General features: G+C 40.5%; 30 protein-coding genes. 7 read left to right on the top strand and 23 right to left on the bottom strand.

What is annotated here, in order from left to right; genetic code table 11:
- Positions 1-6: 6 nt before the first annotated feature.
- The 17 genes from rplF to rpsJ are packed head-to-tail and all read right to left on the bottom strand — an operon-like array spanning position 7 to position 7,312.
- The gene (gene rplF / locus CXY28_RS02565) at positions 7-543 is read right to left on the bottom strand and encodes a 50S ribosomal protein L6 (protein ID WP_000086570.1); all 537 of its coding nucleotides are present in this window, start codon (positions 541-543) and stop codon (positions 7-9) included.
- 10 nt (positions 544-553) lie between these two features.
- Complete coding sequence (gene rpsH, locus CXY28_RS02570; protein WP_000245805.1) at positions 554-949, bottom strand: 30S ribosomal protein S8; 396 nt, start codon at positions 947-949, stop codon at positions 554-556.
- Between the two features lie 9 nt (positions 950-958).
- A complete protein-coding gene (locus CXY28_RS02575) occupies positions 959-1,144 on the bottom strand; it encodes a type Z 30S ribosomal protein S14 (protein WP_001085694.1) in 186 nt (61 codons plus the stop codon).
- 9 nt (positions 1,145-1,153) lie between these two features.
- Positions 1,154-1,699 (bottom strand): 50S ribosomal protein L5, encoded by a 546-nt coding sequence (rplE, locus tag CXY28_RS02580; protein WP_100979360.1) that lies wholly within the window; start codon positions 1,697-1,699, stop codon positions 1,154-1,156.
- A 12-nt stretch (positions 1,700-1,711) separates the two neighbouring features.
- Entirely contained in the window at positions 1,712-1,933 is a 222-nt protein-coding gene (gene rplX / locus CXY28_RS02585; protein WP_000834238.1) for a 50S ribosomal protein L24, read from the bottom strand.
- On the bottom strand, positions 1,933-2,301 hold the full coding sequence (gene rplN, locus CXY28_RS02590; protein WP_000616110.1) for a 50S ribosomal protein L14: 369 nt from the start codon (positions 2,299-2,301) through the stop codon (positions 1,933-1,935). Before rplN ends, rplX begins: the two co-directional genes overlap by 1 nt.
- Positions 2,302-2,303: 2 nt before the next feature.
- On the bottom strand, positions 2,304-2,564 hold the full coding sequence (gene rpsQ, locus CXY28_RS02595) for a 30S ribosomal protein S17 (RefSeq protein ID WP_001092746.1): 261 nt from the start codon (positions 2,562-2,564) through the stop codon (positions 2,304-2,306).
- Between the two features lie 14 nt (positions 2,565-2,578).
- Positions 2,579-2,779, bottom strand: coding sequence for a 50S ribosomal protein L29 (gene rpmC / locus CXY28_RS02600; RefSeq protein WP_100979361.1), 201 nt, complete (start codon positions 2,777-2,779; stop codon positions 2,579-2,581).
- Complete coding sequence (gene rplP / locus CXY28_RS02605; RefSeq protein WP_000928961.1) at positions 2,766-3,191, bottom strand: 50S ribosomal protein L16; 426 nt, start codon at positions 3,189-3,191, stop codon at positions 2,766-2,768. The genes rpmC and rplP overlap by 14 nt, the downstream gene beginning before the upstream one ends.
- Before the next feature lie 2 nt (positions 3,192-3,193).
- Complete coding sequence (gene rpsC, locus CXY28_RS02610) at positions 3,194-3,898, bottom strand: 30S ribosomal protein S3 (protein ID WP_041049888.1); 705 nt, start codon at positions 3,896-3,898, stop codon at positions 3,194-3,196.
- 3 nt (positions 3,899-3,901) lie between these two features.
- Complete coding sequence (gene rplV, locus CXY28_RS02615; RefSeq protein ID WP_000030375.1) at positions 3,902-4,270, bottom strand: 50S ribosomal protein L22; 369 nt, start codon at positions 4,268-4,270, stop codon at positions 3,902-3,904.
- A gap of 9 nt (positions 4,271-4,279) precedes the next feature.
- Positions 4,280-4,561, bottom strand: a complete 282-nt coding sequence (gene rpsS / locus CXY28_RS02620; RefSeq protein WP_000091385.1) for a 30S ribosomal protein S19 — start codon at positions 4,559-4,561, stop codon at positions 4,280-4,282.
- A gap of 11 nt (positions 4,562-4,572) precedes the next feature.
- Entirely contained in the window at positions 4,573-5,403 is an 831-nt protein-coding gene (gene rplB / locus CXY28_RS02625; RefSeq protein ID WP_079354050.1) for a 50S ribosomal protein L2, read from the bottom strand.
- A 15-nt stretch (positions 5,404-5,418) separates the two neighbouring features.
- Positions 5,419-5,700, bottom strand: a complete 282-nt coding sequence (locus CXY28_RS02630; RefSeq protein ID WP_000763613.1) for a 50S ribosomal protein L23 — start codon at positions 5,698-5,700, stop codon at positions 5,419-5,421.
- A gap of 3 nt (positions 5,701-5,703) precedes the next feature.
- On the bottom strand, positions 5,704-6,351 hold the full coding sequence (gene rplD, locus CXY28_RS02635) for a 50S ribosomal protein L4 (RefSeq protein ID WP_024113019.1): 648 nt from the start codon (positions 6,349-6,351) through the stop codon (positions 5,704-5,706).
- A gap of 34 nt (positions 6,352-6,385) precedes the next feature.
- Positions 6,386-6,961, bottom strand: coding sequence for a 50S ribosomal protein L3 (gene rplC, locus CXY28_RS02640; protein WP_023527030.1), 576 nt, complete (start codon positions 6,959-6,961; stop codon positions 6,386-6,388).
- Between the two features lie 36 nt (positions 6,962-6,997).
- Positions 6,998-7,312, bottom strand: coding sequence for a 30S ribosomal protein S10 (gene rpsJ, locus CXY28_RS02645; RefSeq protein ID WP_000411561.1), 315 nt, complete (start codon positions 7,310-7,312; stop codon positions 6,998-7,000).
- A gap of 266 nt (positions 7,313-7,578) precedes the next feature.
- Here rpsJ and CXY28_RS02650 point away from each other — a divergent pair, with 266 nt between their 5' ends.
- Together CXY28_RS02650 and CXY28_RS02655 are read left to right on the top strand one after the other, a co-directional pair.
- A complete protein-coding gene (locus CXY28_RS02650; protein ID WP_332870739.1) occupies positions 7,579-8,610 on the top strand; it encodes an ATP-binding protein in 1,032 nt (343 codons plus the stop codon).
- Between the two features lie 198 nt (positions 8,611-8,808).
- Complete coding sequence (locus CXY28_RS02655) at positions 8,809-9,387, top strand: hypothetical protein (RefSeq protein WP_198542591.1); 579 nt, start codon at positions 8,809-8,811, stop codon at positions 9,385-9,387.
- Here CXY28_RS02655 and CXY28_RS02660 read toward each other — a convergent pair.
- The 3 genes from CXY28_RS02660 to fumC are packed head-to-tail and all read right to left on the bottom strand — an operon-like array spanning position 9,361 to position 11,666.
- The gene (locus CXY28_RS02660) at positions 9,361-9,975 is read right to left on the bottom strand and encodes a ribonuclease HII (RefSeq protein WP_100979364.1); all 615 of its coding nucleotides are present in this window, start codon (positions 9,973-9,975) and stop codon (positions 9,361-9,363) included. The genes CXY28_RS02655 and CXY28_RS02660 overlap by 27 nt on opposite strands.
- 30 nt (positions 9,976-10,005) lie before the next feature.
- On the bottom strand, positions 10,006-10,257 hold the full coding sequence (locus tag CXY28_RS02665; protein WP_100979365.1) for a hypothetical protein: 252 nt from the start codon (positions 10,255-10,257) through the stop codon (positions 10,006-10,008).
- A gap of 17 nt (positions 10,258-10,274) precedes the next feature.
- Entirely contained in the window at positions 10,275-11,666 is a 1,392-nt protein-coding gene (fumC, locus tag CXY28_RS02670; protein WP_100979366.1) for a class II fumarate hydratase, read from the bottom strand.
- Positions 11,667-11,840: 174 nt separating this feature from the next.
- Here fumC and crdA point away from each other — a divergent pair, with 174 nt between their 5' ends.
- Genes crdA through CXY28_RS02695 form a run of 4 tightly spaced genes read left to right on the top strand, consistent with a single transcriptional unit; the run spans position 11,841 to position 17,582 of the window.
- Positions 11,841-12,218 carry a copper resistance determinant CrdA gene (gene crdA / locus CXY28_RS02680; RefSeq protein ID WP_100979367.1) on the top strand — a complete coding sequence of 126 codons (378 nt, stop codon included), beginning with the start codon at positions 11,841-11,843 and terminating at the stop codon, positions 12,216-12,218.
- 4 nt (positions 12,219-12,222) lie between these two features.
- Positions 12,223-13,461: a copper resistance outer membrane protein CrdB gene (crdB, locus tag CXY28_RS02685; protein ID WP_100979368.1), complete on the top strand. Its 1,239-nt coding sequence runs from the start codon at positions 12,223-12,225 to the stop codon at positions 13,459-13,461.
- Positions 13,458-14,468, top strand: a complete 1,011-nt coding sequence (locus tag CXY28_RS02690) for an efflux RND transporter periplasmic adaptor subunit (protein WP_100979369.1) — start codon at positions 13,458-13,460, stop codon at positions 14,466-14,468. The genes crdB and CXY28_RS02690 overlap by 4 nt, the downstream gene beginning before the upstream one ends.
- On the top strand, positions 14,469-17,582 hold the full coding sequence (locus tag CXY28_RS02695) for an efflux RND transporter permease subunit (protein ID WP_100979370.1): 3,114 nt from the start codon (positions 14,469-14,471) through the stop codon (positions 17,580-17,582). It begins immediately after the preceding gene.
- Here the strand turns inward: CXY28_RS02695 and CXY28_RS02700 are convergent.
- The 3 genes from CXY28_RS02700 to dnaJ are packed head-to-tail and all read right to left on the bottom strand — an operon-like array spanning position 17,579 to position 19,726.
- The gene (locus CXY28_RS02700) at positions 17,579-17,926 is read right to left on the bottom strand and encodes a branched-chain amino acid transporter permease (RefSeq protein WP_100979371.1); all 348 of its coding nucleotides are present in this window, start codon (positions 17,924-17,926) and stop codon (positions 17,579-17,581) included. The two genes, CXY28_RS02695 and CXY28_RS02700, sit on opposite strands and share 4 nt — an antisense overlap.
- Complete coding sequence (azlC, locus tag CXY28_RS02705) at positions 17,920-18,606, bottom strand: azaleucine resistance protein AzlC (RefSeq protein WP_100979372.1); 687 nt, start codon at positions 18,604-18,606, stop codon at positions 17,920-17,922. Before azlC ends, CXY28_RS02700 begins: the two co-directional genes overlap by 7 nt.
- 10 nt (positions 18,607-18,616) lie before the next feature.
- Positions 18,617-19,726 (bottom strand): molecular chaperone DnaJ, encoded by a 1,110-nt coding sequence (gene dnaJ / locus CXY28_RS02710; RefSeq protein ID WP_100979373.1) that lies wholly within the window; start codon positions 19,724-19,726, stop codon positions 18,617-18,619.
- Between the two features lie 124 nt (positions 19,727-19,850).
- Here dnaJ and CXY28_RS02715 point away from each other — a divergent pair, with 124 nt between their 5' ends.
- Positions 19,851-20,981, top strand: a complete 1,131-nt coding sequence (locus tag CXY28_RS02715; RefSeq protein ID WP_100979374.1) for a hypothetical protein — start codon at positions 19,851-19,853, stop codon at positions 20,979-20,981.
- The last annotated feature ends 68 nt before the right edge of the window (positions 20,982-21,049 follow it).

Below are 21,049 nucleotides of genomic sequence, written 5' to 3' on the forward strand. Positions count from 1 at the left end.
CCTTATTTATTTTTTAGCTGTCTTACCAGCTTTTCTAATAATGACTTCATCGCTGTATTTCACGCCCTTGCCCTTGTATGGCTCTGGGGGTCTGAAGCTCCTGATTTCAGCGGCGACTTGCCCTACTTTTTGCTTATCGCTCCCTTTGATAGTGATCGTGTTTTTTTCCACCACCATTTCAATCCCTGCTGGAATGGGGTATTTCACTGGGTGGCTAAAACCCAAACTCAAATCCAAAGTTTTATTGCCCAAAGCCACCTTATAGCCCACGCCATTGACTTCTAAAGTCTTACTGAAACCGGTGCTTAATCCTGTTACAATGTTGTTGGCTAACGCCCCATAAGTCCCCCAATAAGCCCTAGACTGCGCGTCTTCGCCCACAGGCTGGAAGCTCAATTGGTTGTTTTCAAGCGTGATTTTCACTCGGTTGTGAGTTTCTAGCTCATGCTTTTCTTTATTGTTTTTAAAAAGAAGCTTGCTCCCTTCAACGCTCGCTTGCACAGAGCTTGGAATTTCAATGATTCTTTTCCCAATTCTTGACATTTTCAATCCTTTACCAAATGCTGCAAAGCACTTCGCCACCGACATTTTGTCTGTAAGCTTCTTCGTTGGTGATCACCCCTTTAGAAGTGCTTACCACAATCACGCCATAGCCATTTTTAAAGCGCTTCAACTCGTTTTTTTGCTTATACACACGACGACCGGGCTTGCTCAAGCGCTTCACTTCGCTGATTTTTGAATGCCCTTTTTCATCATAAGCCAATTGCACATAAACCGATTGTTTCTTGTCTTTATCTTTGACATTGAAATCTTTAATGAAACCTTTTTCTTTAAAAATCTCTAAAATAGAAACCACGATCTTTGCGTAATAAAGCTGTGTGAATTCTAAGCGGCGCATAGAAGCGTTTCTCAAACGAGTTAATGAATCTGCAATTATATCATTTACCATATCTTATCCTTACCAACTGGCTTTTCTCAAGCCTGGGATGAGTCCCTCACTGCCCATTTTTCTCAGGCACACCCTACAAAGTCCAAAATCCCTATAAACCGAATGAGGTCTCCCACAAATGCGGCATCTGGTATAGGCTCTTACTTGAAATTTTGGTTTCCTTTGAGCCTTTGCTATCATTGATTTTTTAGCCATATTAACCCCTTATCTCACTTTTGCAAAAGGCAATCCAAGCAATTCTAACAACTTGAACGCTTCTTTATCGTTGTCCGTAGAAGTTACCATAGTGATATTCATGCCATGACTGACCATAATATCATCATAAACCACTTCCGGGAAAATCAACTGCTCATTGATCCCAAAGGTATAATTCCCACGCCCATCAAACCCATTCCGTGAAATCCCTCTAAAGTCTTTCACTCTGGGTAACGAAATCACAATCAGCTTTTCTAAGAAATTATACATGCGTTTATTCCTTAAGGTAACTTTCGCCCCTACCGCCATGCCTTCTCTGATCTTAAAACCCGCAACGGATTTTTTCGCTTTAGTGATAACCGCTTTTTGCCCTGCAATCAAAGAAATCGTTTGCGCGATATTTTGCATGATTTTCATGTCTTTTGCATAAGCCCCAGCGCCCACACTGATAACGATTTTTTCTAGCTTGGGCAAAAGCATGGGGTTTTTGATGTCTAATTCTTGAGCGAGTTTTACCCTCACTTCATTTTGATAAAATTGTTTCAAACCAAACATGTATCCAACTCCTTAGGCTTTCTTCACATTGGAAATGTGCATGGGCTTTTCTTTATGGATAAAGCCCCCTTTAGGGTTATCATCAGTGGGTTTAATCGCTTTTTTCACCACCTTACACCCTTCAACAACCACTTGAGAAGTCTTAGGCAACACCGCTAAAACCTTAGCGACCTTACCCTTATCGTCTCCTGCAATGACTTTCACCATGTCATTTTTTTTGATTTCGCTTTTCATTATACAACCTCCGGCGCTAGAGAAATAATTTTCATGAAATTAGCGTAACGCACTTCTCGGCTCACTGGCCCAAAAATCCTTGTGCCAACAGGATCTTTTTTAGCGTCCAAAATCACTGCTGCATTGTCATCAAAACGCACTAAAGAACCATTTTTCCTTTGGATTTCTTTTTTCGTTCTCACCACAACGGCTTTGACCACTTGACCGCGCTTCACCTTACCATTAGGGATAGCTTTTTTCACGGAAGCCACGATCACGCTACCCACGCTCGCATAGCGTTTGTGGCTGCCTCCTAACACCTTAATGCACATGATTTCTTTAGCGCCGCTATTGTCAGCGACATTCAATCTCGTAAAACTCTGTATCATGCTTATACTCCCACTACTAAAATTTCTTTAAGCGTGAAGGACTTGGTTTTAGAAAGCGGTCTGCACTCAATCGCGCTCACAAAATCCCCTACTTTCACCTGATTGTTTTCATCATGGATGGTGTATTTTTTGAACTTTTTAACAATCTTGCGGTATTTTTCATGCACCACTTTTCTTTCCACAAGAATCACAGCGCTTTTTTCAGCAAACTTGCTGATAACCTTGCCTTGCACCAGCCTTTTATGCGGCTCTTTTGTATTCATTGCTTACCCTTTTTTTACTCAACGCTAGAAGAATAATACGCATTAATAGCCGTGTTAATGCGAGCGATATTTCTTCTGGCTTTCTTAATCTCGTTAGGATTACTCAATTGCATAGCCTTTAACTTAATGCGCAACTCAAAAAGCTCCGCTTTTTTAGCATGCAACAAATCTTCTAATTCCTTGATACTCTTATCTTTCAATTCAGTATATTTCATTTTCGCTCTCACAAGTTACAATTTTGGTTTTAAAAGGAAGTTTGCTCTGAGCTAACGCTAAAGCTTCTCTCGCTAGTCCTTCTTCAATGCCTAGCATTTCATAAACGATTCTGCCCGGCTTGATATTCATCACCCATTTTTCCACAGAGCCTTTACCTTTACCCATCCTGGTTTCTAAAGGCTTAGCGGTCAAAGGCTTATCGGGAAATACTCTAATCCACACCTTACCCGCTCTTTTAATGTGCCTTGTCATAGCCACCCTTGCGGATTCAATCTGGCGTGAATCAATCCTCCCATGCTCTATGGCTTTAATCGCAATATCCCCAAACGCAATAGAGTTACCACGATGGGCTTTCCCACGATTGCGCCCTTTCATTTGCTTTCTGTATTTTGTTCTTTTTGGCATTAACATGATTATTGCCTCCCTCTTCTGCTTCTTCTAGGCTCTCTTTCTTCTTTAGCCTCTTCTTTTTTCTCAAATTGGATGCCTTTTTGCAAAACTTCCCCTTTGAAAATCCACACTTTCACGCCAATAATACCATATACCGTCATCGCTTCAGCAAAGCCGTAATCAATCTTAGCCCTTAAGGTGTGCAAAGGCACGCGCCCCTCCATATACCATTCGGTGCGAGCGATTTCAGCCCCTGCTAAACGGCCAGAAACGCGCACCTTGATCCCTTTAGCGCCGGATTTTAACGCCGCTTGCATGACTTTTTTCATCGCACGGCGGAAAGCGACCCTTTTTTCTAGCTGGGTGGCTACATTTTCTGCGGCTAATTGGGCATCAGCTTGGGGGCGTTTGACTTCTTTAATATTAATGGAGACTTCTTTTTTAATGAGCGTTTTTAAGCCTTCTTTGACTTTTTCAATATCCACGCCTTTTTTACCAATGATAAGCCCTGGGCGAGCCGCTACGACCGTAACGTGCAGTTTTTTAGCCGCTCTTTCAATCACAATCTCGCTCACGCCGGCATAATAAAGCTCTTTTTTAAGGAATTTCCTGATTTTATTGTCTTCATCAATATTGCTTGGAGCGGTGCGAGCGCTAGGGAACCATCTGGAAGTCCAATTCCTATTAATACCTAATCTTAAACCTACCGGATTAACTTTTTGTCCCATGCCCTACTTACCTTCTGCTTGATTTTTTTTATGGCTTTTAGAAGATTTCATTTCTTTCCCTTCTGCTACTTCTACGAATACATGAGATGTTGGCTTTCTAATGGCTGTGGCTCTGCCTTTAGCCCTTGGAATGGAGCGCCTAAGCACAGGGCCAGCATCCACTCTGCAAGAAACAATCAGAGCGCTCTTGGCGTCTAAAGAGCCGTTAGCGACCGCAGAAGCCACCACTTTTGAAAGCACTCTAGCCGCTTTATTGGGCGTAAATTCCAAACTAGCGATCGCTAATTCAGCGTTCATGCCTTGAATCTGTCTTGCAATCAATCTGGCTTTAGTAGGAGATAACCGCACAAATCTTAATAACGCTTTACTCATTCTACCCCCTTACTTGCCAATCTTTTTTTGGACACTGCCTTTGTGCCCTTTAAAAGTTCTTGTAGGAGCGAATTCCCCTAACTTATAACCCACATGGTTTTCTGTGATATACACAGGGACAAAAACCCTGCCATTATGCACATTATAAGTAAAACCAATCATTTCAGGCAAAATGGTGCTTCTTCTAGACCATGTTTTAATCGGGCGGTTATCCTTACCCTCTTTTGCCTTGAGCGTTTTTTTCATCAAGTGGTCGTCTATAAAAGGACCCTTTTTAATTGACCTAGACATTCTTTAACCCTTTATTTATGTTTCTTTCTGGAAATGATGAGCTTGTCGCTAGCTTTTTTCTTTCTAGTTTTATAGCCCTTAGCTGGAGTGCCCCAAGGCGATACAGGATGACCGCTTGTCCCTGTTTTACCCTCACCCCCACCATGCGGGTGATCCACTGGGTTCATCGCGCTACCACGAGTTTGTGGGCGAATCCCTCTGTGGCGGTTACGCCCTGCCTTACCGATAGAGACATTGATAAAATCTTCATTCCCCACCACGCCAACACTCGCCATGCATTCGCTTAAAATGTAGCGCATTTCAGAGCTTGGCATCCTAATAATGGTGTATTTATTTTCTCTACCCATGATTTGAGCGCTCATCCCAGCGCTTCTGGCTAATTGCCCGCCAGCCCCTGGATGCATTTCAATGTTATGCACCACCGTTCCTATAGGGATATTTTTTAACTTCATCGCAAAGCCCACTTTAATATCCAAACCGCCTTCAGCAGCAATAACGCTATCGCCCACTTTCAAACCGCTTGGCTGTAAAATATAGCGTTTGTCCCCATCAGGATAGACTACAAGAGCGATGCACGCGTTTCTGTAAGGATCATACTCAATCGCAGCCACTTTCCCTTCAATATTGTATTTGTTGCGCTTGAAATCAATAATGCGATAGAGTTTTTTAGCCCCTCTCTCTTTGTGGCGGCTGGTGATGCGCCCATTATTGTTTCTCCCTGCTGTCGCTTTAAGCTTAGTGAGTAAGCCTTTGACACTGCTTTTTGCGGTAATGTCTTTAGAGTCCAACACCGACATGAAGCGTCTGCTTGGGGTGTAGGGCTTATAAGTTTTAATCGCCATAACGCTTTCTCCTTTCTACGCGCCAAGGGCGGCAATGCTAGCGCCCTCTGGAACTTTCACATAAAATTTCTTAAACGACTTTCTTTGTCCAAGCTTCCCTCTAAAGCGTTTCACCTTACCCTCTTGTTTCAAAGAATTGATTTTCAAAGGCTCAAAGCCAAAGTAAGTTTTAAACACTTCTTTGAGCTGGTTTTTAGTTACATTTTGAGCCGTTTGGACCACTAAAACACCTTTTTCTTGCAATCCTAATGACTTTTCAGTGTAAAGAATTGACTTTATATCCATGATGTCTGCCATTTTTTACTCCTCTGTCTTATCTTGCACCACATGCTGAAACGCTGCTTCTTCCATCACCACAGAGCTAAACGCCGCTAAAAGATAAGCGTTCAACTCGCTCACATCAACAATAAGGCATTTTTTAAGGTTACTAAAGGCTAACTCGGTGTATTCGTCCATGTTCATGCACACAAACAAAGTGTCTCGTTGCTCCAAAGCCTGGAACATTTGATTGGCTTCTTTAGTCAAATGCTTTCTTTTATTGTCTTCAACCACGCCTTTTATAGCGATTTTTTCCACCACAAAAAGCTTGTTCGCTTGCGCTTTTTCTTCTAAAGCGTATTCTAAAGCCAGGCGTTTTTGTTTTTTGTTGATTTTAAGGTTGTAATTGCGGTTATTCGTAGCCCCATGAGAGACACCCCCACCCACAAACACAGGCGAAGTGATACTCCCTGCTCTGGCTCTTCCGCCCCCTTTTTGCGCCCAAGGCTTCCTACCGCCCCCACTCACTTCAGCGCGGTTTTTACTTTTAGCGGTATTAGCGCGCGCAGAAGATAAATAATGTTTCACATAAAGATAGAGGTTATGGCTGTTGATACCCTCATATCTTTTAGGTAACTCCACGCTACCCTTTTCTTTCAAATGGCTGTCTAAAACGATGGCCTTACTCATATCAAACCCTTTATATTATATTCAATGTATGGTTTTATACCACTCTAATGCGTCCATAAGCCCCAGAAAAGCCGGCCACTGAACCCTTTAGCACTAACACCATACTTTCTTTATCAAAAGAGAGCACCTCGTTTTGGCAAGTAACTAGCTCATTGCCATAATGCCCTGCCATTTTCCTACCCTTTTGCACTCTTCCTGGCCATTCTCTGTTACCAATAGAACCAGGGCGGCGATGGAAACGGCTCCCATGTGCTGCAGGCCCGCCTTGGAAATTCCAACGCTTCATCACCCCCGCAAAGCCTCTTCCCTTCGTTTTAAAGCTCGCTTTAACCCTTTTAAGCGTTTCTAAAGCACTCAAATCCAAATCGCCCAACTCTTTTTGTTGGGAAGCTTTTAAGGTAGCGAAATGGTTGAACTCTTTGCTGAGTTGGTATTTCTTTTGCTGGCCTTCAATCGCCTTATTGTGTTTTTTATGCATCGCATAGGCCACTAAAGCTTTCCCGTTTTCTAGCTGGCACACTTTCGCTTGCAAGACTTTAAGCAAGGTTACAGGCGTGCTGTTAGCATCAATCGTGCGGCTCATGCCTATCTTTTGAACTAAAAATTCCATATCTAACCCTTATTTTATTATCTCAATGCGTTAGGACTACTTCGTTTCCATAGAGGTTACTTCTACATCCACTTCAGGAGCTAAATCCAACTTCATCAAGCTATCCACGGTTTCTGGGGTGGCCGAGATAATGTCAATCAATCGGCTATAAACCCTAATCTCAAACTGCTCTCTTGAATCCTTATTGACATGCGGGGAGCGTAAAACGGTATAACGCTTATTCTTAGTCGGTAAAGGGATAGGCCCTCTAATTTCAGAACCTGAGCGCTTTACGGCTTCCACGATAGCCACAACAGAGCGATCCAACACTCTATGGTCATAAGCTTTGAGCTTCAACCTGATTTTTTCCATAAACTCTCCTAAAAGAACTCGTTTCATTCGTTACTTAAAAACAGAATAAAACAATAAAATAAAAACTGAAATACTACTCAAAATGCGCCCTTTAGTCAATAATTTTTGCTATTTTTAGGGCTTTTTAGAGATTTTTACTTCCTTTTTATAAGGAAATATAAAAAATGCGCTACGATTATCTTAATCCAATCTCATTTGTAAGGAAGTTCATGCCCCTTTCTTGCTTGCACCCTTTTGGGCCTTTTGAAACCCCTAAAGAGCCGGCTTTGAACAACCCGCTTTTAAAAGCGCGTTCAAGCGATAAAATCTGTCTTTTAGGGCCGATGAAATCCGGTAAAACCACTTTCGCTCTCAAACTGGCGAAGGATTTTAAAAACCCCGTGTATATCAATTACAATGACATGCGTTTGAACCAAAACATTCTGAGCTCATGGCTTTTAAAATGGCATTTAGAAAAGAAAATGGATTTGCTCATTTTAGATCGTATTGAGCGCTTGGATTTCAGCCTGCCAAAGCTTTCTAAAATCGTTCTCATCCCTAATTATTTAATCCCCATAACAGCGCCAGATTTTAGCTTATGCTATGCGTTAGGGTTGGATTTTAAAGAATATATTAGCTTTTTCAAACCCAACACCCCTAAAAACACCCTGTTTAACCGCTTTTTAAGAGACGGCAACGCTTTGGATTCGCTTTTTACAGAAAACGAGCAAGAAAAAATCCTAAAAAAACAAGAAAATATCAAATTAGTCTTTCAAGCTTACGCCCCCCTAATGGCTAAAATCTGCTCGCATCAATCTAAGTTTGTGAGCGCTTTTTATCTTTATACGCAACTCAAAAAAGAGCTTAAGATCTCTAAAGACACCCTTTATAAATTGTTACACGCGCTAGAAAAACAACGCATCATTTTTTTAATCCCTAGTTTTGAAAACCATAAAACCAAATTGTATCTGTGCGATTTTGCCTTGCCTTATAGCCTAACTCCCAGCCCTTCGCTTTTAAATGTTTTTGAAAACATGGTTTTTTTAGAGCTTTACAAGCAATTCCCAAAATATGAGCTTTACTCCCATGATAATGGGATTTTTATCTTGCGCGAAAACGCCACCAACAAGCTCGCCCTCATCGCCCACGCTTTCCCCACGCCCCATTTTTTAGAAAAACAGCTTTCATGGTGCCATCAACATGGGTTTTTAAACATTGCAGTCGTTTCTATCAACGCCCCCATTCCAGCAACTAATACCCCCTACAAACACCTTAATTTCATTGATTTTTCTTTGGATATTCAATCTATTTTGGTATAATAACTAATTGTATTTATGTATTTATGTATTTATGTATTTATGTATTTAATATTATTACTAAAATTTTTAATTGATTATTTAATATTTTTTATTTTTTCTTAAGCTAACCCACTATAAGCTATCCCAGTATTTCGCTTTTTTGAGAAATACCACCTACCCTAAAAGCGTAGGATATTTTTTTATAGAAAGGAAGCTACAATGAACGCATTGAAAAAATTAAGTTTCTGCGCCTTGTTATCCCTAGGCCTCTTCGCTCAAACAGCGCATGCTGAGAGTTTAAAGGACACGATTAACTATCCTGATTGGCTTAAAATCAATCTTTTTGACGAAAAGAACCCGCCCAATCAATATGTCGGATCGGCTTCAATTTCCGGTAAAAGAAACGATTTTTACGCCAATTACATCCCCTATGATGACAAATTGCCCCTTGAAAAAAACGCTGAAGAAATCGCTTTTTTAAGGGCTAGAATGAACGCTTACAACACTTTAGAAAGCGTTTTAATCACTAAAATGCACCATCGTATTGTTAAAGCGCTCCAAATTAAAAATAACGTTATCAACTATTTATTCGGGTTGGTTGATTTTTTAACCTCTAAATCCATTTTGGCTAAAAGGTTCGTGGATACCACAAATCATCGTGTGTATGTCATGGTGCAATTCCCTTTCATTCAGCCTGAAGATTTGATCGCTTACTTTAAAGCCAAACGCATCGACCTTTCTACAACGAGCGCTACCCGTCTCAGCGCCGCTTTAAATAAGGCGTTGTTCCACCTCTAAGAGTTGGGGATTTAAAATGCGGTTTTTAAGCGTGAAGCTACGCCGATGAAAAGGCGTAGCCCCTAGCTTAACAACCGCTTCTATGTGTTGTTTAGTCCCATACCCGCAATTCTTATCCCAGCCGTATCCCTTAAACAAAGCGTGCAATTGTCGCATTTCTCTGTCCTTAAAGGCTTTCGCTAAAACAGACGCCATAGCGATTTGGGCGACTTTGTCATCGCCCTTGATGATGGTTTGTATATTGGGGTAGCGTTCATTCAAGCCAAACGCCGTGTTGCCGTCTATTTTTATTTCATTGGCTAAAGGGCAGCCATTTTCTAAAATTTCTTGAATAGCGAGTTTCAAACACGCCCCTAAGCCTAAGTTATCAATTTCATTCGCGCTTTTTTTAACCACGAAAAACCCCACCTTATCATGCGTTTTGATTTTATCTTCTAAGAAAAAGCGCTTTTTTTTGCTGAGCTTCTTGCTGTCTTTTAAGCCCATTTTTAGAAATTCTAAGGCCGTTTTTTCACTGCACACCACCCCAGCCACAAAAAGCGAACCGGCCAAACACCCCCTACCCGCTTCATCAATACCTAAAACCATTGATACGCAACCAAACCGGTATCAAAATTCCTACTCACACGCTCCATGCGTTATCCTGTTTCCTCTTAGCTTCTTAATAAACTCTGTTAATTTTTTTTCAAAGTTTTTCACGCTTTTTCTGTCGCTTGGCGATGAAGGAATAGTCAAATGATTCGCCCCACTAGTTAGCTTGGCATGCTTGCCTCCAGATTCCAAATAAAGATTCAAATCTTTATTGTCATGCAATGCCTCTTTTAAGATCTTACGAATCTCTTTGCTATGAGTGGCTTTTTCAGGATTCATCTCATGCGCCCAAGGTCTCAAGCCTTAGGCCCGATCATCTTTTCAGGCACCACGAATTTGTCAAAATCTTCAGCGCTCAAGAGTTTCAATTCCAGCGCGCTTTCTTTTAAAGAAATGCCTTTTTTGTGGGCGTTTTTAGCGATTTTAGCGGCGTTTTCATAGCCTACATGCGGGTTTAGGGCGGTTACTAGCATTAAAGAATGATGCAAGTAATAATCAATTTTTTCTCTATTAGGCTCAATGCCGCTCGCGCAATGGATATTAAAACTTTCCATGCTGTCGCTCAATAACCTTAAACTTTGCAAGAAATTATAAATAATCACCGGCTTGAACACGTTCAATTCAAAATTACCCTGACTGGCCGCAATGCCAATAGCGGTATCATTCCCCATCACTTGCACGGCTACCATGGTCATCGCTTCGCATTGCGTGGGGTTCACTTTACCAGGCATAATAGAACTGCCCGGCTCGTTTTCAGGGATATTAAGCTCGCCCAGACCACAGCGTGGCCCACTCGCAAGCCATCTAATATCGTTAGCGATTTTCATTAGATTCGCCGCTAAAGCCTTAAAAGCCCCATGCACATAAGCGATAGCGTCATGGCTAGTGAGCGCATGGAACTTATTGGGCGCAGAAATGAATTTCACGCCGCTAAACTGGCTCAATTCTTCAGCCACTTTTTCGCTCAATTCTTTATGAGCGTTTAGCCCTGTGCCTACGGCCGTCCCGCCTATGGCTAATTCTCTTAAATGCTCCAAACTCTCTAAAATTTGTTGTTTAGAATGCTCTAGCATGCTCGCATACCCGCTAAATTCTTGCCCCAAAGTTAAAGGCGTAGCGTCTTGTAAATGCGTGCGCCCGATTTTGACGATCTCTTTAAATTGTTGGCTTTTGTCTTTAAAGGTCTTTAACAAATTCTCTAAACTGGGCAGTAACTTGTGCGTGATTTCTAGCACGCTCACAATGTGCATTGCGGTAGGGAAAGTGTCGTTGGAGCTTTGAGACATGTTCACATCATCGTTAGGGTGGATGAGTTTTTTCTCTCTAAAATTACCCCCTAAAATTTCTGTAGCCTTATTGGCAATGACTTCATTGAGATTCATGTTCGTTTGAGTCCCGCTCCCTGTTTGCCATATCGCCAACGGGAATTCGCCGCACAGCTCGCCTTTTAAAATGCAATCGCACGCCTTGATAATGGCTTGCGATTTTTCCAAGCTTAATTTCCCTAACTTGTGGTTAACTACCGCCAGACTCCTTTTGAGTTTGGCAAACGCGCCAATGAGCTCTTTAGGCATTTTCTCAGTGCCGATTTTAAAGTTTTCAAGACTGCGTTGCGTTTGAGCCCCCCAGTATTGGCTATCATCTACTTTGATTTCGCCCATCGTGTCATGTTCAATCCTAAATTGCATACTAATCCTTTGAAATTTGATTTTAAAACCTTAAAAAAATAGCATAAACTTTTATACCTTCTACTTAAAAACCTTAATTTTTTAAACACCATTTCCACAATTTTTACACAAAAGAGGGTTATCATTCGTCCGCAACAAGAATTTTCTTGTTATCTTAATTTAAAGGTCAAAACGATGAAAAAGTTAGCCGCTTTATTTTTAATGAGCGTGTTGGGGGTTATGAGTTTAAACGCATGGGAGCAAACCCTAAAAGCCAATGACTTGGAAGTGAAAATCAAATCCGTGGGTAACCCCATTAAAGGCGATAACACTTTCATACTCAGCCCCACTTTAAAAGGTAAGGCTTTAGAAAAAGCTATCGTTAGGATGCAGTTTATGATGCCTGAAATGCCCGGCATGCCAGCGATGAAAGAAATGGCGCAAGTGAGTGAAAAAAACGGCCTTTATGAAGCGAAAACCAATCTTTCTATGAACGGGACATGGCAGGTGAGGGTGGATATTAAATCCAAAGAGGGCCAAGTTTATCGCGCTAAAACAAGCTTGGATTTATAAGTGCATGCTATCTTTTATAAGCGCGTTTGATAAAAGGGGCGTTTTAATGCGCCTTTTAACAGCCTTGTTACTGCTTTTTAGTTGGGGTTTGGCTAAAGATTTAGAGATCCAATCTTTTGTGGCTAAATACCTTTCTAAAAATCAAAAAATACAAGCCTTACAAGAGCAAATTGACGCTTTAAGTTCTCAAGAAAAAGCCGTTAGCAAGTGGGATAACCCTATTTTGTATTTAGGCTATAACAACGCTAACGTGAGCGATTTTTTTAGGCTGGATAGCACCTTAATGCAAAACATGAGCTTGGGTTTGTCTCAAAAAGTGGATTTAAATGGTAAAAAACTCACGCAATCTCAAATGATCCATTTAGAAAAGCAAAAAAAGATATTAGAGCTTAAAAAAACCAAGCAGCAATTAGCGATTAGTTTAATGATAAACGCCATTGAAAATTATAAAAACCAGCAAGAAATAGAGCTTTTAAAGACAGCGATTAAAAATTTAGAAAACACCCTTTATCAAGCCAACCATTCCAGTTCGCCCAATTTAATAGCGATCGCCAAGCTAGAAATTTTAAAATCGCAATTAGAAATCAAAAAAAACAATTTAGAAGAAGCGCTATCTAGTAGCCATTATTCCATGGGCGAATTGACTTTTAAAGAAAACGAGCTTTTAAGCATTGCCCCTAAAAATTTTGAATTCAATCATGAACAAGAGTTATATAACATTAGCGCCACCAATTACGATATTGCGATCGCCAGGCTTGATGAAGAAAAAGCGCAAAAAGACATCACTTTGGCTAAAAAAAGCTTTTTAGAAGACGTGAATGTGACCGGGGTGTATTATTTCCGCTCCAAACAATACTATAACTATGACATGTTTAGCGTCGCTTTGTCTATCCCTTTGCCCCTTTATGGCAAGCAGGCTAAATTGGTGGAGCAGAAGAAAAAAGAAAGCTTGGTGTTTAAAAGCGAAGTGGAAAACACCAAAAACAAAACGCGCCACCTGGCCCTAAAACTCCTTAAAAAATTAGAAACCTTGCAAAAAAACCTAGAATCGATCAATAAAATCATCAAGCAGAATGAAAAAATCGCGCAAATTTATGCGCTCGATTTGAAATCTAATGGCGATTACAACGCTTATTACAACGCTTTTAATGACAAAATCACCATTCAAATCACCCAGCTTGAAACCTTGAGCGCTCTAAATAGCGCTTATTTGTCCTTACAAAACCTTAAAGGATTAGAATGAAACGGCTTTTATTGTTAGCCCTATTTTTTAGCCTCTTATTCGCTAACGCTCAAGAAACTCAAAAAGTTAAAGAAACTAAAGAAGCTAAAAGCCAAACCCGTTTTAATATTTCCACCACTAAGGTCATAGAAAAAGAATTTTCTCAAAGCCGGCGCTATTACGCGATTTTAGAGCCTAATGAAGCGCTGATTTTTTCTCAAACCCTGCGTTTTGATGGCTATGTGGAAAAGCTTTATGCGAATAAAACCTATACCCCCATTAAAAAGGGCGATAGGTTATTGAGCGTGTATTCCCCTGAATTAGCGGGCGTTCAAAGCGAATTGTTATCGTCATTGAAATTCAACCAGCAAGTGGGAGCGATTAAAGAAAAACTCAAACTATTAGGGTTAGAAAACTCCAGCATTGAAAAGATCATCAGCGCTCATCAAGTCCAAAATGAAATGACTATTTACTCTCGTTTCAGTGGCGTTATTTTTAAGAAAAGCCCGGATCTCAATGAGGGGAGTTTCATTAAAAAAGGGCAGGAGTTGTTTCAAATCATAGATTTAAGCCAATTGTGGGCGCTTGTTAAAGTCAATCAAGAGGATTTAGAGTTTTTAAAAAACACGCATAAAGCGATTTTGTTCGTAGAAGGGATTAAAGGCGAGCAAGAAATCACGCTTGAAAACATCAACCCCATCATAAACCCGCAAGATAAAATGCTAGAAGCGCGCTTCAATGTGCCTAATCTTAAACAGATTTATTACCCTAACATGTTCGCTCAAGTAGAAATCTTTCACAAACCCCAAAAAATGAAGATTTTGCCTAAAGAAGCGGTTTTGATTAAAGGGGGGAAAGCTATCGTGTTTAAAAAAGACGATTTTGGCTTAAGCCCGTTAGAAATTAAAGCCGTTCGCTTGAGCGATGGGAGTTATGAAATTTTAGAGGGTTTAAAAGCGGGCGAAGAAGTGGCTAATAACGCTTTATTCGTGCTAGACGCTGACGCTCAAAACAATGGGGATTATTGAATGATAGAAAAAATCATTGATTTAAGCGTTAAAAACAAACTCCTTACCACTTTAGTTACTCTACTCATTTTTTTAGCCTCTTTGTGGGCGATAAAAAGCGTCCGTTTAGACGCTTTGCCGGATTTAAGCCCCGCTCAAGTGGTCGTGCAAATCACTTACCCCAATCAAAGCCCTAAAATCGTGCAAGAGCAGGTTACTTACCCGTTAGTTTCTACTTTCATGAGTATCGCTAACATTGACACGGTTAGGGGGATTTCTAGCTATGAAAGCGGCCTGATTTACATCATTTTTAAAGACGGCGTCAATTTGTATTGGGCTAGAGATAGGGTTTTAGAGCAATTAAACCGAGTAAACAATTTGCCTAAGGACGCTAAAGTGGAAATAGGGAGCGATTCCACTTCTATTGGCTGGGCGTATCAATACGCTCTATCTAGCGATAGCAAGAATTTAAGCGATTTGAAAGTCTTGCAAGATTTTTATTACCGCTATGCACTTTTGGGGGTTGATGGGGTGAGTGAGGTCGCAAGCGTGGGGGGCTTTGTGAAAGATTATGAAGTAACGCTTCAAAACGATTCTTTGATCCGTTATAATTTGAGTTTAGAGCAAGTCGCTAACGCGATTAAAAATTCCAATAACGATACCGGTGGGGGCGTTATTTTAGAAAACGGGTTTGAAAAAATCATAAGATCGCATGGCTATATCCAATCTTTGAAGGATTTAGAAGAAATTGTGGTTAAAAAAGAAGGGGCTATCCCTTTAAAAATCAAAGATATAGCCAGCGTGAGACTAACGCCAAAACCACGCAGAGGGGCAGCCAATCTCAATGGCAATAAGGAAGTGGTGGGTGGGATTGTTATGGTGCGCTATCACGCTGACACTTATAAGGTGCTTAAAGCCATTAAAGAAAAAATCGCCACCCTACAAGCGAGTAACCCTGATGTGAAAATCACCAGCGTGTATGACAGGAGCGAATTGATTGAAAAAGGCATTGACAATTTGATCCACACGCTCATAGAAGAAAGCGTAATTGTGTTAATCATTATTGCGATTTTTTTACTGCATTTCAGGAGCGCTTTAGTGGTGATTATCACTCTGCCTTTAAGCGTGTGTATTAGTTTCTTGCTCATGCGTTATTTCAATATTGAAGCGAGTATCATGAGTTTAGGGGGCATTGCGATCGCTATAGGGGCGATGGTGGATGCGGCGATTGTGATGGTAGAAAACGCTCACAAGCATTTGCAACGCATTGATGTAAAAGACAACACTCAAAGGGTTAATGCCATCATGCAAGGGGTTAAGCATGTGGGGGGCGCGATATTTTTTGCTTTAATGATTATTGTGGTTTCTTTCTTGCCTATTTTCGCGCTCACCGGCCAAGAAGAAAAGCTTTTTGCCCCTTTAGCTTACACCAAAACCTTTGCCATGCTAGTAGGAGCGCTACTTTCTATTACGATAGTCCCTATTTTAATGGTATGGCTCATTAAAGGGCGGATATTAGAAGAGTCCAAAAACCCTATTAACGCTTTTTTCATGAAAATTTATGGCGTGAGTTTGAAGGTTGTGCTTAAGTTCAGATACGCTTTTTTAATAGCGAGCGTTGTGGGTCTAGGAGGCTTGTATCTAGCGTATAAAAAACTCAATTGGGAATTTATCCCCCAAATCAATGAAGGGGTAGTGATGTATATGCCAGTAACGCTTAATGGCGTGGGCATTGATACCGCTTTAGAATATTTGAAAAAAAGCAATAGCGCTATCAAGCAATTAGATTTTGTCAAACAAGTTTTTGGTAAAGTGGGGCGCGCTAACACCAGCACCGATGCTGCCGGTTTATCCATGATAGAAACCTACATTGAATTAAAGCCGCAAAACGAATGGAAAGAAAAGCTCAGTTATAAAGAAGTTAGGGATAAATTAGAAAAAACCCTGCAATTAAAAGGCTTGACCAATTCATGGACTTACCCCATTCGTGGGAGGACGGACATGCTCTTAACTGGGATTAGAACGCCCCTAGGCATCAAGCTCTATGGCAATGACACGGATAAATTACAAGAATTAGCGATCCTTATGGAGCAACAGCTCAAAACCCTAAAAGAGAGTTTATCCGTTTTTGCTGAGCGATCGAATAACGGCTACTACATCACGCTGGATTTGAACGATGAAAATCTAGCTCGTTATGGTATCAATAAAAACGCCGTGCTAGATGCGATTAAATTCGCTCTGGGCGGAGCCACGCTCACGACCATGATTAAAGGCGTAGAAAGTTACCCTATTTCCTTACGCTTAGAAGACACCGAAAGAAACACCATTGAAAAATTAAAAAACCTCTACATCAAAACCGCTTACAATTACATGCCCCTAAGAGAGTTAGCCCGCATCTATTACGACAACTCGCCGGCGGTGTTAAAAAGCGAAAAGGGCTTGAATGTGAATTTTATTTATATTGTGCCGCAAAATGGTATCAGCTCTGATGCTTACCGACAACTGGCTCAAAAAGCGCTAGAAAAAATCCAATTGCCTAACGGGTATTATTATGAATTTAGCGGCGAAAGCCAGTATTTAGAAGAAGCGTTTAAAACCTTACAATACATCGTGCCGGTGAGCGTGTTTATCATTTTTATTTTAATTGTCTTTGCGTTAAAAAATCTCACTAATTCCTTATTATGCTTTTTCACTCTGCCTTTTGCGTTTTTGGGGGGGTTGATTTTTATGAATCTCATGGGATTTAACATGAGCGTGGCGGCGTTAGTGGGCTTTTTGGCCCTTTTAGGGGTAGCGAGCGAAACGGCTATTGTGATGATTATTTATTTAGAGGATGCGTTTCAAAAATTCATCAAAACCCCTTTAAAAGAGCGAACGACTACCGCCTTAAAAGAAGCTATCATGCATGGAGCGGTGCTTAGGGTAAGGCCCAAGCTGATGACCTTTTTTAGCATTTTAGCTTCACTCATTCCGATCATGTATAGCCATGGCACGGGTAGTGAGATCATGAAATCCATCGCCGCACCCATGCTAGGGGGCATGATAAGCAGCGTTGTTTTAACACTTTTTATCATCCCTACGGCGTATTTTGTGATCAAAAATGCGGGAATTAAAAGCAATCAAACATCATTTTAAGAATTAAAAAAAGCCTTTTCTAACGCATGGCTTTGGACTAAAACCATATAAAGAATGGTAGGGAGCGTGATGCTTAAAACAAACACCTTAAAAATGCGGTGCAAAAGGATGACGGATAAAAAAGCGGTGATTTCATTGATCCCATAAGGGGGTTTTAAAATGTGAATGTCTTTAAAACAATAAACCACAAGCATGCCTATCACTGAACATGATAAAGCCCTACCCAAATAACGCACGAAGTCGTTGGGTGGGTTTTTAGCGTTAAACACCATAAAAGGCCAGATGCGCATGAAATAAGTCGTTAATATGATGGCTAAAATAATGAGTATAGAATGCATTAACATTCTAACTGCTTCCTAAACAAAATAAGAGCAAGCACCATTAAAACTAAAGCGATGAGCAAAAAGTATTCAGTCCCAAAGAGCGCTAAACAAACAACAGCGATCAAAACCCCAAGCCATGCGTTTTTATGATTCGTGGTGCGTTTGTATTGCTCCATAAACAGCACGATAAAAATCGCTGTCATCACAAATTCCATGCCTTGAGTGTCAAAAGAAAAATGCGAACCCACTAACGAACCCACTAACGAGCCAAAAATCCAATAAAAGTGGTTGAGTAAAGAAATGCTAAAAATAAAGTCTTTTTCACTAACCCCCTCTTTAGGAGCGTATAAATTCAATAAAGCAAAGGTTTCATCCGTGAGCGCGTGCGCTAAATAGGGCAAACGCCATTGGGTGTTTTTAAATCTATCTAGCATAGAAAGCGCATAACAAGTTTGTCTCGCATTCACTAGCAAGCTCACAATAACGACATTCATCAAGCTCGCTTGCACGCTTAAAAGCGTGATCGCTACAAATTGCACCGCCCCAGCATAGATGAATAACGACATGAACAGGGCGACTCTATAATCATAGCCATGCTGGACTAAAAGCATTCCAAAAGTCATTCCCATAAGCAAATACCCTAGAAAGATAGAAATGGTATGAGGGAAAGCGTCTTTGAAGGCTTTTAGAAAATCATGCATCAACAACCTTTTATTTGAACCAGTCTTTAATTTTAGAAATACAGGTTTCTAAAACGCTTTTATGCGGTTCGCCCTCATAGCCAAAACTCGCATGCAATTTTTCCAATAACCCTTGCTGCTCTTTATTCAAGCTTTTAGGATAAATCACTTGCAACACCACGATCAAACTCCCCCTATAAGAGCTTTCGGGGTGCTTCACGCCCTCGTTTCTAAACGCAAAAGTTTGCCTGTCTTTGGCGTTTCTAGGGATTTTTAATTCCAATTCGCCTCCTCTTAAAGACGGCACTTTAATCGTATGCCCTAAAGCGATAGTGGTGAAAAACACCGGCGCTTCAATGAACAAATCACAGCCCTCGCGCTTGAAATGCTCATCTTCTTTGACTCGCACCTCTAAATACAAATCCCCTCTTTTTCCCTTCTCGTATTCATTGCCCTTATTTTTAAGCACCATGCGGTTTTGATCATCAATGCCCTCAGGGATTATCGCATCAATTTCTTCATCTTTAAGAATGTAGGTTTTACCCTTACACGCTTGGCATGGGGTTTTAATGATCTTACCCTTGCCTTGACACGCCCCACAAGTTTGCGCAAAACTCATAAAACCTTGACGCATAAACACCTGCCCCTGCCCATTGCACTGCTTGCAAGCCTCTAGGGCTTTATCTTTAGCACCCGTGCCATCGCAACTTTCACAGACACTTTGGTATTGGGCTTTAATGGTTTTTTTACAGCCAAAAACCGCTTCTTTAAAACTCAATTCAATGGTTTGCAAATAATCCGGTGCGATAGAGCTTTTTTGCCTTTTACTCCCCCTAGCGCCAAACCCAAAAGCGTCTTCAAAAAACGAGCCTAAATCTTCAAAAAAATCAGAAAAATCGCTCTGGCTCGCGCCGGCTTGGTTTAAGCCTTTTTTACCATACCTATCGTATAAGGCCCGTTTCTTTTCATCGCTTAACACCCCATAGGCTTCATTGATGAGCTTGAACTTTTCTTCGGCTTCTTTATCGCCGGCGTTTCTGTCCGGGTGGTATTTTAAAGCCAGCTTTCTGTAAGACTTTTTAATGGTCTCTTGGTTGCTGTGTTTTTCCACTTCTAAAATTTCATAATAACTCAATTCCACGATCGCTCCAAAAATGGCATCAAAACGCTTATTTTATCTTAAAAGCGATAATTTTGCGTGTTTTAGCGCATGCCAAAACTTAGATAAAATAACACGATGAAACTATAGTAATAAAGATAACCCCATGAGATTTTTTTGCCTTTTCTTATTTTTTCTAACCTTTTCAAACGCGCAGATAATGATGACTTTTGATTCTCAAACTAACGCCAAACTCTCACGCTCTAACGAACAGCTTTCTGACATGCTCTATAAACTCAATGAAAGTTTAAGAATCTATCAAAGCGTGCTTTCCAACAACCAGGATCAACTTAAAGAAATTAAAAAGGCTAACAGCACCCTAACTAGCCAGAGGCGTTTTTTTAACGCCAGCCAGATCCGCCTTATGGACACTGATGCGTTATTGAAACAAAGCGCTTTGGAATTAGAAAAATTACAAGCTTTAGAAAAACGCTTAAAAGAGAGCATGGAACAAGAACGCTTAATCAAAGAATCCCAAACGCTTTTTTTACAAGAGCATTGCCCTTATTTGAGCGGTGTTAAGAATTTAGAAGAGGCTTCAAACGCTTTAGAAGTTCAAGAAAAAAACAACGCCCTTTTCTTGCTCAAAGAGCCTAAACTCGCCCATTTGCTCTCCCAATTGGATTTGATGAGCGCTTTAAACGCCTTATGCGATCAAGTTTTAGAAAACCAAGCCCATAACCAACAATCCCATAACAAAACTTTAGAATACAACGCCCTCATAAACCATGATTTTCAAGCCTATAAAGCCATGCGTTTGAAAAAATTTAAAAACAAGATTCAAAGCCAAATCCAAGCCAAAGAAGACGCCCTAAAAACCTTTTTACCCTTAGAAAAACGCCTAGAAACTTTAAAAACGCATTTTTTATGCGATAAAGAAAATCTCAAATCATGCGCTAACCAATTGCGCCAACGCTACCAAAACGCCCTAATAGAGCGAGACAAAGAATTAAAAAACGCTAAAAACAACAAAGAAAAGCATGCGCTAATCTTAGCCAATTACGAGCATACTTTAAAAACCTTGAATATAGAATTTTTAAGCGAATTAAATAAGCAAATGGCGTTTTTAAATGAAACCATGGCGTTAAACGCCCGAGTTTTAGCCCTTTTAGCCAAACAACCAACTAAAAAGCCCTTCAATTTGAGCGGTGATTTGAGCAATGAAAAAGCTCTTATTAAAAACATCCGCTTAGATCCGCATGGATTCCCTAGCTTTGAAAATTTTAAGCGAGAGTAGGACAATATTTGACAAGCAAAAACAATTAGAGTAAAATAAGAGCATAACTTCTAGGAAGGTTCTCTTTT

Source organism: Helicobacter pylori (assembly GCF_002832345.1).
GTDB lineage: Bacteria > Campylobacterota > Campylobacteria > Campylobacterales > Helicobacteraceae > Helicobacter > Helicobacter pylori_CP.